The sequence below is a fragment of the Dyella sp. 01N448 genome, from assembly GCF_056399225.1.
This window is the reverse complement of the sequence record NZ_JBFTQX010000007.1, coordinates 13934-26206: the sequence shown is the minus strand read 5'-3', so window position 1 is coordinate 26206 and position 12273 is coordinate 13934. Positions and strand designations below refer to the sequence as shown.

Genomic DNA, 12273 nt, shown 5'->3' with positions numbered 1-12273 from the left:
GACAGCCAACGGAGCAATGAACATCACGACGCCGCAGTCGCGCACAGGGTGCGCTTCCGCATGGCTCAATCCCCGTCAGGAACCTTCTTTCGATAAGGCTCGGCATTGACCGTGATGTATTGCGGTTCTTCGGTGTCCAGGCGCATCGCCGTGAGCTGTCCGCCCCAAACGCAACCCGTATCGATCGCGTAGATGCCGATGCCCGCGAAACGGCCCAGCGCCGACCAGTGGCCGCAGACGATGCGCGTCTCGCGCCGGCGCATGCCGGGCACTTCGAACCACGGATACATGCCGGGCTTTTGCGTGCCGGGAATACCCTTGCTCTCGAAGTCGATGCGGCCCTGGATGTCGCAGTAACGCATGCGCGTGAGCGTATTGATCGATGCGCGCATGCGTTCGACGCCTTGCAGGCGGCTGTTCCACGCCGCGGGGCGATTGCCGAACAGATTCTTCAGCAGGCGCGGATGGCGCGGGCCACCCAGTTCGCGCTCGATCTCCTGTGCCGAGCGCTGGGCCTGGCGCAGAGTCCACATGGGCGCCAGGCCCGCATGCACCATCGTCCAGTTGAGCTGCTCATCGTGATGCAGCAGTTTCTGCGAGCGCAGCCATTCCAGCAGCACGGGCGCGTCGTCGGCAAACAGCACTTCGCGCAGTTCCGGATTCACCTTGGACTGCGCTTCGGGGCGTCGCTGGCCGATCGCCAGCAGGCTGAGATCGTGGTTGCCGAGTGTGACGACCGATTGCTCGCGCAGGCTGTGGATCAGCCGCAACGTCTGCAGCGACTGTCCGCCGCGATTGACCAGGTCGCCGCAAAACCACAGCTTGTCCACCGAGGGATCGAAGCGGATCTTGTCGAGCAGGCGTACAAGTTCGGGATGACAGCCCTGCACGTCACCGATTGCGTACGTAGCCATCAGTGCAGGGTACGTGGAATCGACAGGGTGAACGGCGGGATCGCCGCTTCGAAGTGGGTGCCGTCATCGGCCAGCATTTGATAGCTGCCCTGCATGATGCCCACCGAGGTCTCCAGTACCGCGCCCGAGGTGTATTCGTATTCGTCGCCGGGACGAATCCACGGCTGCTCGCCCACCACACCTTCACCCGTGACTTCTTCGACCTTGCCATTGGCGTCGGTGATGACCCAGTGACGCGTCAACAGGCGCGCGGCGATATCGCCAGCGTTGTGCAGGGTGATCGTGTAGGCGAAAACGTAGCGGTTGTCGCCGGGACGAGATTGGTCGGGGACAAAGCGGGGTTCGACCTGCACGTCGATCGTGTAGGAAGATCTTTCATTCATGGCCCGATTGTACGGGTTGTCGGGGCGCATGGGTAAAGCTGCAGGCCACTCGATGGCATCGGGGGCCATCGAGCGACGGATCGCGCATCAACCGTGCGGAACACGGGCGAGTCGGACGTAGTCCTGGGGTGAAAGTGTTTCGGCGCGGGCCTTGGGGTCCACGTCGGCGGCCATGATGGCGCTGGAGTCCATCACGTTCTTCAGGGCATTGTTCAGCGTTTTGCGGCGCTGCGCGAAAGCGGCCTTCACAATGGCATGAATGCGCTCGGGATCGGCATCGGGCAACTGATCGGGACCCAGCGGCACCAGTCGCACCACGGCCGAGTCCACCTTCGGCGGCGGCCGGAAGGCGCCCGGCGGCACCACGAACAGCGGCTCGACGCGGCAGACCAGCTGCAACATCACGGACAGACGTCCATAGACTTTGCTGCCCGGCTCCGCGGCCATGCGATCCACCACTTCCTTCTGCAGCATGAAGTGCATGTCCTGGATCGCGGCGGCGTGCTCCACGCAATGGAACAGGATCGGGCTGGAGATGTAATACGGCAGGTTGCCGGCAACGCGCAGGCGCTCCACGCCGTGGCGATGGGCCAGCGCGGTGAAGTCCACTTTCAGCACGTCTGAATGGATGATGCTGAGCTCACCCACGCTGGCGGCACGCGCCTGCAGGCCGGGGATCAGATCCGTATCCAGCTCGATCGCGGTGAGCTTGCCGGCCGCCGCGAGCAGCGGCAGCGTGAGCGCGCCCTCACCGGGGCCGATCTCCACCACGAAATCATCCGCACGCGGCGAGATGGCGCTGACGATGCGCTCGATATAGCGCTTCTCGTGCAGGAAGTGCTGGCCGAAACTTTTCTTGGGGCGGGCGTTCATGCTTGTCCTTGCGCGATGTCGCGGCGTCGTGCCACGAGCTCAAGCGCCATCTTTGTTGCTGCAATAAGGCTGGCCGGATCCGCGCGACCGGTGCCGGCCAGATCAAGCGCCGTGCCATGGTCGACGGAGGTGCGGATAAAAGGCAGGCCAAGCGTGAGGTTCACCGTGCGGTCGAACGCTTCGCTCTTGAGCACCGGCAGCGCCTGGTCGTGATACATCGCCAGCACCGCGTCGTAACGCTCGCGCAGCGCCGGCACAAAGGCGGTATCGGCGGGCAGCGGGCCCAGCAGCTGCATGCCTTCGGCGCGCAGCGACTCGAGCGTGGGGATGATGGTGTCCAGTTCCTCGCGACCGAGGTGACCGCCTTCGCCCGCATGCGGATTGAGGCCAAGTACGGCGATGCGCGGCTCGGCCAGACCGAATTTATCGCGCAGCTCGCGATGCACGATGCGCAGCACGCGCACCAGCGCCTCACTGGTGATCGCTGCGGGCACCGCCGACAGCGGCAGATGCGTGGTGGCCAGCGACACGCGCAGCTCCGGGCTGGCGAGCATCATCACCACCTCGGCGCCCGCGCGTTCGGCGAAGAATTCGGTGTGGCCGCTGAAGGGTATGCCGGCTTCGTTGATCGAGGCCTTCTGGAGCGGCGCGGTGACGATGGCGGCGTAGCGACCCTGCAGGCAGCCATCGGCCGCCTCGGCCAGGGTGGCGAGCACGTGCTGCGCATTGGCAGGATCGGGCGTGCCCGGTGTCTCGGTGGCGCCGAGCGCGATGTGGTGGACGCGCAATTGGCCGGGCTGGCGCTCGACGATGTCGCTGCCGTCGTCGTCGATCAGCTCGACCGTTTGCCCGCAGCGCCGGGCTGCGCGTTCAAGCAGGCCGCGATCGGTCACCGCAACGAAATTGGCCGCCAGCGGAGTGGCGGCCAATCGGATGACAAGCTCGGGACCGATCCCCGCTGGCTCACCTGCGGTGATGGCCAGTCGGGGCAGGGTCTGGGTCTTCAATGCGACCTCAGGACGACTTTTCGGGCTGCGGCGCGTTGGGGTCACGCAGCTCGGGCACCAGGATGTTCACATAGGCGCCGGAACGCATGTCGCGCAGGTAGTCCTCATAGGCCTGCTCGGCCTTGCGGTTGCCGATGGCCTGGCGTGCCTGGTTGCGCGACAACTCATCGGTACGGTCGCTCTGACGGGTGCCCAGGCGCTCAAGGATGTGCCAGCCCGCTTCGCTCTGGAACGGCGGGGACACCTGATTGTCCTTTAGCTCGCCCAGATGCTGGGCAATGGTCGAGCCCCAGTCGTTCTGCATGAACCAGCCCATGTCGCCGCCATTGTTGGCGGTGGTGTCGTCCTTGGAGTTTTCCTTCGCCAGCTTGGCGAAGTCTTCATGCTTGTTGACCAGGCGGCTGTAGATGTCCTCGGCCTTCTGGTGAGCCTGTTCGGCGGTCAGCAGTTCGCTGGGACGGATCAGGATCTGGCGGGCGTGGTATTCCTGCACCACCTGGCGGCTCGGCGCACGCTGCTCAATGAGCTTGAGAATGTGGAAGCCGGTAGGGCCGCGCATGGCCGGCGAGACATCGCCCGCCTTCATGTTGCCGACCGCATCGGCAAAAGCCGGCGGGATCTCGTCCATGCGGCGAAAGCCCAGGTCGCCGCCGTCGAGCGCGTCCTGTGCGTCGGAATAGCGGATGGCTGCAGCGTGGAAATCCATGCCGCCCTTGATGGCTTCGACGGCCTGGTTGGCCTTGTCCTGAGCTGCCTTGATGTCGGCGGCGGTGGCGCCGGCCGGCAGGCTCACCTGGATGTGAGCCAGGTGGACCTCACCCGCCTTGTAGGACGGACTGGCCAGCATGTTGTTGATTTCGCTGTCGGTAATGCTCACCTGGTCGCGCACCACGCTGTCATGCAGGCGCTGGGCGACGAGCTGGTCGGACAGCTGGCGACGGAAGGCGGCAAAGCTGTTGCCGTCCGCTTCCACGGCGGCGCGCAGCTGCTCCGGCGTCATTTTGTTCTGCTGCGCCACGGCGTTCACGGCCTGGTCGACGTCCGCATCGGAGACGCGGATGCCCTGGTCGTCGGCGCGCTGCACCTGCAGCTTCATCAGGATCAGACGGTCAAGCACCTGGCGGCGCAGCACGTCGATCGGCGGCAACTGGCCGGGATTGCTGGCGTACTGCTGCTGGACCGAACGGACGGCCTCGTTCAGCTCGCTCTGCAGGATCACACCCTCGTCCACCACCGCCACGATACGGTCGAGCGGCTGCTTGCCCTGGCCTGCGGCCTGGGGCAGCAGCTGGGCATGGGCGGGCAGGGCGGTCGCGGTGGCGACCGCGAGCAGGAACAACGCGAGAGGCTGCTTCATCAGTACGGGGCCTTCGATCGCCGTGGGCGATAGGGGAAGTTATTGATAACCAAGAATACCATTGCGGATGGCGTTTTCCGACTGGCCGGTGAAGCCGCCCATGCCCTTGAACTCCACCTCGAACATGATCGCCGTGTTGGCCGAGCCAAGCGTGGTGGTGTAGTCGTAGGTATTCACGTAATGGCGGCCGACCAGGCGCAGGGCCACGCAGCAGCTGTCGTACTCCACGCCGGCCAGGGCCTCCACGGTCTTCTTGTCGAGCACCGAGTAGGTCCAGTGGCCGATCAGGCGCCAGCGGTCGGAGACGGGATAGACAATCGAAGCGTCGTATTGTTCCAGCAGGGGCAGTTCCGTGCCGGGGGTGCGACGGTAGCGGTAGGAGAAATTGAGGATGCCGTCGGTCTTGATGCGCTTTTGCAGCGTGATGGCGCCCAGGTCCGTGAGATCCAGATTCGGGTTCCACTGGTACTGCGACATCAACTTCCAGTCGTCATTGAGCTGGGTGGTGAGGTCGATGATGTAGTCGGAGCCGGACCAGTTGGTGGGTGCCGGAGCCGTGTTGTTGGTGGTGGGGATCTGCACCCGCTGCTGGGTGAAATAGCGGATCTGGCCGAAGCTCGCCGACAGGCGCTCCACGCCGTTGTCGTCCAGCAGGCGCGAGGTCAACATGGCGCTGAGATTGTTCGCGTTCTCCTGGCGGTCGGCGCCGGAGAAGGTGTTGGGCGTGAACAGCTCCCAGGTGTCGAACGACATCAGGTTGGTGTCGAACAACGGCAGGTTGTTCTGGTTGCGATACGGCACGTAGAGGTAATACAGGCGCGGCTCAAGCGTCTGCGTGTAGCCGGTGCCGAACAGCGACGTGCTGCGATCGAACACCAGGCCGCTGTCCACGCTCACGATGGGCAGTGAGCGGCTTGGCGAGTTGCTGGTGAACGGCGACGTCGTGCCGGAACTGAGTAGACCGTAATAACCGTATTGCTGCGTGTTGCCGGTGAGGTCGTAGCCCGTGTAGCGATATGCGACCCTGGGCTTTACGAACCAGGCTGCACCGCGGAAATCGGCCTGAATGTACGGATAGAGATCCAGGCGGTTGCCCTCGACGGAGTCTTCCTTGCGGAAGGCGACCGCTTCGGTATTGGCGCCCACGTCCAGCCAGCGGTTGATCGGGTAGTCGACGTTGAAGGTCGCGCGCGGCCAGCGCTTGTACTGCACTGACGTGTCCGGCAGCGAGTAGTCGGCATTCTGGTAGTAGTCCGCGCCGAAGCTGGCGTTCCAGAACGCTGCGCCCCACTTGCCCGCGCCGTTGATATACGTCGACGAAGTCAGCTGGCTGGTCGTGGTCGTATAGAAGTCGTTGCCGAAGTCGCGCAGATAGTTGCGGTCCGAGGCCAGGTTGATGCCTGCGTTGAGCGACCACGGTCCGTACAGATGGGTGGAGTCGTAAAGCTTCAGCAACCAGCGATCGGTGCCCTTGGTGTTTTCCGTGCTGTCGGGATCGTTCGCGCCGTTGTCATGCGGCAGGAACTCCAGGTTCACCTGGCCCGTGCTGCCCGGTACGAGATAGCGAAACTCGCTCGCCAGCATCACGCCGCGATCGGTGTAGATGCGCGGGTCGAGCGTGGCGTCGTAGTTCGGCGCGAGGTTCAGGTAATACGGCGCGCTGATCATGAAACCCGAGCGGCTGGAGTTGCCGACGGTCGGGGTCAGGAAGCCGCTCTTGCGATCATCGTTGATCGGGAAGGTGAACGTGGGCAGCCAGAAGAACGGCACGTTGTACAAGTACATGGTGGCGTCGTGCGCCACGCCTTCGCCGGTTTCCTTGTCCATGCGGATGTCCTTCGCATGGATTTCCCACACGTGGTTGCCCACGTCGCAGGTGGAATAGGTGGCGTTGAAATAACGGCTGCGCTGGTCGTCCAGCATCTGGCCCTGGGTGGCCACGCCGTTGCCGCGATTGGTCAGCATCTGGTAGCTGACGTTGTCCGCGATCGACGTGCTCGCATCCTGGTTGCCGCGCATATGGTCGGACGACACCAGCTGGCCAACTTCTTGATAGCGCACGTTGCCGCGCGCGTCGTAGTCGGTGGTGTCGTCGCTGTAGTCGGCGACGTCGGCCTGCATGCGCTGGTCGGCGCGGTCCATTTTCACGTCGCCTTCCAGGTGATAGACGCTCTGGTTGGAGCTGTCCACGCGCTGGGCGGCGACATAGGTATTGGAGGTCTCGCGGACCGAGCTGTCCTTGCTCATGGTCGGGTCGTAGAACGACAGCATCGCGTTGGGGCGACACATGTTGTAGTTCAGCGGCCGCGTCGGGCAGCGGAACGCGCCCAGCGGGCAGTTCGACGTCGCCGGCGGCGCTACGCTCGGCGTGGTGGGGGCGCTGGGCTGGCTGGGTGCGGGTTGCGCTTCGGCTGCCGACTGGGCCTCAACCGGGCCACCGAACAAGGCAAGGGCAGCGGCGACCGCCAGCAGGCGGCGAGGGGGCAGGTGGCGCGGAGGCAGCTTGGGCGTCACGATGGCAGTCTGTCGGCTGTGAGGCTCGTAAAACTAGCAGAAAGGCCTCGTGGACGGCAGTTGGATAGCGCACGCCGGGAGAAGGATTCAGCATGAGCGAGCAGAAAACGGGCAAGAGCGACGACCAATGGCGTGCCGAGTTGACGCCGCAGCAATATGCGGTGTGCCGGTGTTCCGCCACCGAGCCGCCCTTCAGCGGCAAGTGGTACCGGCACAAGATCGCAGGCACCTACGTCTGCGTCGCCTGCCAGGCGCCCTTGTTCGCGTCGGAGGCCAAATACGATTCGGGTTCCGGCTGGCCCAGTTTTTTCCAGCCACTGACGCGCAAGGCCATCAGCCTCATGCAGGACGACAAGCACGGCATGCGCCGCACCGAGGTGCGCTGTGCTGCCTGCGAGTCGCATCTGGGGCACGTCTTTCCGGACGGCCCCAAGCCGACCGGCTTGCGCTATTGCATCAATTCGGTGGCGCTGGATTTCAGCCCGTCCGGCGCCTGATGGCCAGGGCTCAGGCGTCGAGCAGCTCGCCCACGTGGGCGGCCACGCTGGTGGACAGGGCGAGCAGGTTGTAGCCACCCTCCAGGGTCGACACCACGCGACCCTGCGCGTGCGCGCGGGCCACGTCGACCAGGCGCTGGGTGATCCAGGCGTAGTCCTCGCTGCCGAGGCGCAGGTCGGCCAGCGGATCGTTGCGATGGGCGTCGAAGCCCGCCGACACCAGCAGCAGCTGCGGCTTGAACGCGTGCAGCTTGGGAATCAGCACGCCCTCCCACAGCTCGCGGAATTCATAGGAGCCATCACCAGGAGAAAGTGGTGCGTTGACGATGTTGCCCACGCCGTGTTCGTCGGCGCGGCCGGTTTCCGGATAGAGCGGCATCTGATGGCTGGAGATGAACATCACGCGTGGCTCGCGGGCGAAGATGTCCTGCGTGCCGTTGCCGTGGTGCACGTCGAAGTCGGCGATGGCGACCCGCTTGAGCCCGTGCGTGGCGATGGCATGGGCCGCGCCGACGGCGATGTTGTTGAACAGGCAGAAACCCATCGCGCGATCGGGCGTGGCGTGGTGGCCCGGTGGGCGCACTGCGCAAAACGCCATGCCACCCTCGGCTCCCAGCACCGCATCCACCGCTGCGACCACGGCGCCGGCCGCCCGCAGGGCGGCTTCGGCCGAGCCGGGCGACATCAGGGTGTCTTCGTCGAGGCGCACCGTGCCTTGCTCGGGCGTGATCGCGAGGATGCGGTCGACATGCTCCGGTGTGTGCACCCGCAGCAACTGCTCGCGCGTGGCGCGCGGCGCTTCCACTCTATCGAGTGCCGCAAAGCGGTCCTGATCCAGCGCCTGCAGCACCGAGCGCAGGCGCGAGGGCGACTCAGGCTGGGCCGGACCGGGATCGTGCTGCAGGCAGCTGGCGTGGGTGTAGAGCCGCAGCATCGAGGGTCACGCCTGGGGCTTGCGGCGGCGCTCGTGCTGCCACAGCACTTCGCCGTGGCCACTGGCACGGGCCAGCACGCGCGAGAGCACAAACAGCAGGTCGGACAGGCGATTGAGGTAGCGCTGCGCTTGCGGGCGGACTTCTTCCACGCGACCCAGCGCAATCACCTCGCGCTCGGCGCGTCGGCACACCGTGCGTGCCAGATGGCAGCAGGACGCGGCCATGCCGCCGCCCGGCAGGATGAAATCCTTCAGCGGCGGCAGCGGATCGTTGAAGCGATCGAGTACTTGCTCGAGCTGGTCGATATCGGCGTCATGGACCATCGCCATGCCCGGGATGCAAAGCTCGCCGCCCAGGTCGAACAGGTCGTGTTGCACCTGGGTCAGCGTTTCGCGCACATCCTCGCCCACGCCATCGCAGGCCAGCACCATGCCGATCGTGCTGTTGAGCTCATCGACCGTGCCGTAGGCACCAACGCGCAATGAATCCTTGGCGACGCGCGAACCGTCGCCCAGACCGGTGCTGCCGTCGTCGCCCGTGCGCGTGTAGATCTTCGAAAGACGGTTACCCATCGTGGCTTGCCTATGGAGATCAGTGCGACAGCTTGGACGAATCAGCGTGACCGAGCATGCGCGACAGCTGCACCACCAGGCCATGCACCACCAGACCCAGCGCCACATAAAGCACCGTGGTCTCGAGGAAGAAGCCGTACCAGTCGACCATGTTCTCGAACCATGCGGCGAAGCTGCGCGGCTGCGGCACGGTGCTGCTCAGCCAGTAGTAGCTGCCGTTGGAGATGACGTAGCAGGCGAGCCAGCTGCCCAGCAGGGCGGCCACGGTGAAGCCGAGGCTGCGCGCGTTGAGGCCCAGCTTCTGGCCGGCCAGCCAGCTGCCGCCCAGCCACAGGCTGGCGTATGCCGGGACCAGGGCCCAGTAAGCCGCCGAGACGCAGTAGTGATCCCAGAAACTGATGCCCTGGTTGCTGATGACCAGGTAGTCGACCAGCACGGCCTCGGCCAGCAACAGGGGCAACGCCCAGCGCACTGAGCCGCGCAGCCAGAAGCCGGCCAGGAAGAAGATGCCCCACGAGGCATCCCACACATCGTGATGGAACAGCGAAAGGTGAATACGGGTCGCGGCCATCACCACGGCCAAGGCCAGGAAGATGCCTAGGCGCTGGGTCTGCGTCTTAGCCATGAGCTGCTCCAAAAAGGTCGCGTCGAATGCAAGCGGCAAGTCTATCGCAATTGGGCAGAGTCAGGCCCGGGGTCCAGCGGCTCGCTGTCGTCTGGCCTTCCACACGTCATAGTTCAGAGCATCCCCGGCGCGTATCATGCGACGCCATGACGAACTCATCCTCCCAGCCTGCTGCCACGCGGCCGGTGCTCATCGTCGGCGGCGGACTGGTCGGCGCCAGCCTGGCCATCGCCCTGGACGCGGCCGGCATTGATGCCGTGATGGTCGAGGCGGCGGCGCCGCGCATCGGCGATCAGCCCAGCTACGACGAACGCAACCTCGCCCTGGCGCGCGCCACCGTGAACGGCCTCACTGCCATTGGCGTGTGGAAACACGCGGCGGCCCAGGCCACGCCGATCCATCACATCCACGTCACGCGGGCCGGCGAGTTCGGCAGCGTGCAGATGGATGCGGCGCGGCAGGGCGTGGATGCCCTGGGCTGGACGCTGCCTGCGCGCGAACTGGGCGCGGCACTGCTGCGGCGGCTGGACGAATGCACGCGCTTGCGCCGCCTGGCGCCCGCGCGGGTGGAGTCGCTGGAGCCGGTGGCCGATGGTTGGCGCGCGCGCATCCAGACCAGGGACGAGGTCGTCGAGATCGAGACGCCGCTGCTGGTCGGCGCCGATGGCACCGCCTCGTTCGTGCGCGAACGGTTGGGCATCGAGGCGGAGCGCCATGATTATCGCCAGACCTTGTTTGTCTGCACGGTGACGCCGGAGCGCGACCACGCGCAGCGTGCCTACGAACGCTTTGCCGACCACGGACCGATCGCCCTGCTGCCGCTCGCCAATCGTCGTTGCGGACTCGTGCTCACCGTGCCGCAAGCCGAAGCCAAGGCCGTCGAGGCGATGGATGACGAGGCCTTTATCGCGCTGGCGCAAGAGCGCTTCGGTTGGCGGCTGGGGCGGCTGAGCCGTCCGGGCAAGCGCCACCCTTATGCGATCCAGCGGGTGGCGGCGCGTTCGCTGGTCTCCACGAGGGCGGTGCTGGTGGGCAATGCCGCGCAAACGGTGCATCCGATTGGCGCGCAAGGTTTCAACCTGGGATTGCGCGATGCACTGACCTTGGCCGAAATGTTGACCGATGCGCCCGATCCGGGTTCCGACGATTTGTTGGCGAACTATGCTGCCCGGCGCGCGCCTGATCGCGACGGCACCATGGCGATGAGCCATGGACTGGTGCAACTGGCCTGCCTGCCGCAACCCTTGCTGGCGCCGTTGCGTTCCTTGGCCATGCTGGCGTTCGATCGCCTGCCGCCGTTGCAGCGTTTGCTGGCGCGGCGTGGCATGGGTTTCCGCGGCGAGCCGCCCAAGGCCGTGCTGGAGCGTCTGCCATGAGCGTGACATCGATCGCCCGCAGCGAATCGCGTCGTCGCGGTCCTGCGCTTGACGTGGCCGTGGTGGGTGGCGGCATGGTGGGCGCGGCGACGGCATTGGCGCTGGCGCGTGCCGGCTTTGCCACCGCACTGATCGAGGCCCGCGCGCCGGCACCGTGGTCGGTGCAAGACGAAGTGGATTTGCGCGTCGTGGGATTGGCGCCATCGTCGATCACCTTGCTTGAGGACCTGGGCGTCTGGACGTCCATCCGCGCGTCGCGCGCGAGTCCTTATGCGCAGATGCACGTATGGGATGCCGCGAGCGGTGCGGCCATCCACTTCGATGCCGCGCAACAGGACCGCGACCTGCTTGGTTACATCGTCGAGAACAATCTCGTGCAATGGCAGCTCTGGCAGGCGCTGGAGTCCGCCGGCGTGCGTCGCCTGTGCCCCGCACAAGTCAGTGGCTACGAGGTGCTCGAGGATCGCGTGCAGCTGAGCCTGCAGGGAGCGGAGGTGGAGACGATTTCCGCACGTCTGCTGGTTGCCGCCGATGGCGCTGCCTCACCGTTGCGCGCGATGGCGGGCATCGAAACCCATGGGCGGGACTATGCGCAGCGTGGCGTGGTGGCGCATGTCACGACGGAGCGCGCGCACGAAGGCACCGCCTGGCAACGCTTTCTCGATACCGGACCGCTGGCCTTGCTGCCGCTGGCGGACGGTCGCAGCTCGATTGTGTGGTCGCTACCCGAAGCAGAAGCGCTGCGTGTACTGGCGCTCGACGATCAGGCGTTCTTCGACGCGCTCGGCGTGGCCAGCGATTTCAGGCTCGGACGCATCACCGGCGCCACCGCACGTGCGGCGTTTCCCTTGCGCCTGCAGCTGGCCGAGACCTATCAGGCCGAGCGCTTCGTGCTGCTCGGTGATGCCGCCCATGCGGTGCATCCCCTGGCGGGGCAGGGCGTGAATCTGGGTCTGCGCGATGTGGTCGAGCTGCGCAACACGCTCGTCGCCGCGCGCGATGCCGGCAGCGATATTGCCGCTCCTCACGTGCTGCGCCGCTATGCGCGTCGCCGCCGCAGCGCCGACACGATGGACGCCCTGGGCTTCGATGCGCTGGCGCGCATCTATGCGTGGCAGGCCTCGCCGCTGGTGGCCGCGCGTGGTCTGGGCGTGCGCATCATCGACAAGTTGTCACCGATCAAACGCAGACTCGCGGAACACGCCGCCGGCCTGTAGACC

Annotated in this window: 12 protein-coding genes; 3 read left to right on the top strand and 9 right to left on the bottom strand. The window is 65.7% G+C overall.

The genetic code is table 11. The features are described from left to right. Positions 1–65: 65 nt before the first annotated feature. From AC1DKY_RS14070 to AC1DKY_RS14045, 6 genes are all read right to left on the bottom strand, one after another. Positions 66–914, bottom strand: coding sequence for a symmetrical bis(5'-nucleosyl)-tetraphosphatase (locus AC1DKY_RS14070; protein ID WP_441604398.1), 849 nt, complete (start codon positions 912–914; stop codon positions 66–68). After that, positions 914–1297, bottom strand: coding sequence for a Co2+/Mg2+ efflux protein ApaG (apaG, locus tag AC1DKY_RS14065; protein WP_046972288.1), 384 nt, complete (start codon positions 1295–1297; stop codon positions 914–916). The genes AC1DKY_RS14070 and apaG overlap by 1 nt, the downstream gene beginning before the upstream one ends. An 87-nt stretch (positions 1298–1384) precedes the next feature. Beyond that, complete coding sequence (rsmA, locus tag AC1DKY_RS14060) at positions 1385–2170, bottom strand: 16S rRNA (adenine(1518)-N(6)/adenine(1519)-N(6))-dimethyltransferase RsmA (RefSeq protein WP_441604397.1); 786 nt, start codon at positions 2168–2170, stop codon at positions 1385–1387. Further along, positions 2167–3177, bottom strand: coding sequence for a 4-hydroxythreonine-4-phosphate dehydrogenase PdxA (gene pdxA, locus AC1DKY_RS14055; RefSeq protein ID WP_441604396.1), 1011 nt, complete (start codon positions 3175–3177; stop codon positions 2167–2169). The genes rsmA and pdxA overlap by 4 nt, the downstream gene beginning before the upstream one ends. A gap of 7 nt (positions 3178–3184) precedes the next feature. Further along, positions 3185–4534, bottom strand: a complete 1350-nt coding sequence (locus AC1DKY_RS14050) for a peptidylprolyl isomerase (protein WP_441604395.1) — start codon at positions 4532–4534, stop codon at positions 3185–3187. A 39-nt stretch (positions 4535–4573) separates the two neighbouring features. Next, positions 4574–7048, bottom strand: coding sequence for an LPS-assembly protein LptD (locus AC1DKY_RS14045; protein WP_441604394.1), 2475 nt, complete (start codon positions 7046–7048; stop codon positions 4574–4576). A gap of 92 nt (positions 7049–7140) precedes the next feature. On the opposite strand from AC1DKY_RS14045, the gene msrB reads away from it, so the two are divergent. Then, entirely contained in the window at positions 7141–7545 is a 405-nt protein-coding gene (gene msrB, locus AC1DKY_RS14040; RefSeq protein WP_441604393.1) for a peptide-methionine (R)-S-oxide reductase MsrB, read from the top strand. A gap of 10 nt (positions 7546–7555) precedes the next feature. Here msrB and AC1DKY_RS14035 read toward each other — a convergent pair whose 3' ends face one another. The 3 genes from AC1DKY_RS14035 to AC1DKY_RS14025 are packed head-to-tail and all read right to left on the bottom strand — an operon-like array spanning position 7556 to position 9677. Beyond that, entirely contained in the window at positions 7556–8479 is a 924-nt protein-coding gene (locus AC1DKY_RS14035) for a histone deacetylase family protein (protein WP_441604392.1), read from the bottom strand. Between the two features lie 6 nt (positions 8480–8485). Beyond that, the gene (locus AC1DKY_RS14030; protein ID WP_441604391.1) at positions 8486–9052 is read right to left on the bottom strand and encodes a cob(I)yrinic acid a,c-diamide adenosyltransferase; all 567 of its coding nucleotides are present in this window, start codon (positions 9050–9052) and stop codon (positions 8486–8488) included. A 19-nt stretch (positions 9053–9071) separates the two neighbouring features. Continuing rightward, positions 9072–9677, bottom strand: coding sequence for a hypothetical protein (locus tag AC1DKY_RS14025; RefSeq protein WP_441604390.1), 606 nt, complete (start codon positions 9675–9677; stop codon positions 9072–9074). A gap of 146 nt (positions 9678–9823) precedes the next feature. On the opposite strand from AC1DKY_RS14025, the gene ubiH reads away from it, so the two are divergent. Together ubiH and AC1DKY_RS14015 are read left to right on the top strand one after the other, a co-directional pair. Continuing rightward, positions 9824–11053, top strand: a complete 1230-nt coding sequence (gene ubiH / locus AC1DKY_RS14020; RefSeq protein ID WP_441604389.1) for a 2-octaprenyl-6-methoxyphenyl hydroxylase — start codon at positions 9824–9826, stop codon at positions 11051–11053. Then, on the top strand, positions 11050–12270 hold the full coding sequence (locus AC1DKY_RS14015) for an FAD-dependent oxidoreductase (RefSeq protein ID WP_441604388.1): 1221 nt from the start codon (positions 11050–11052) through the stop codon (positions 12268–12270). The genes ubiH and AC1DKY_RS14015 overlap by 4 nt, the downstream gene beginning before the upstream one ends. The last annotated feature ends 3 nt before the right edge of the window (positions 12271–12273 follow it).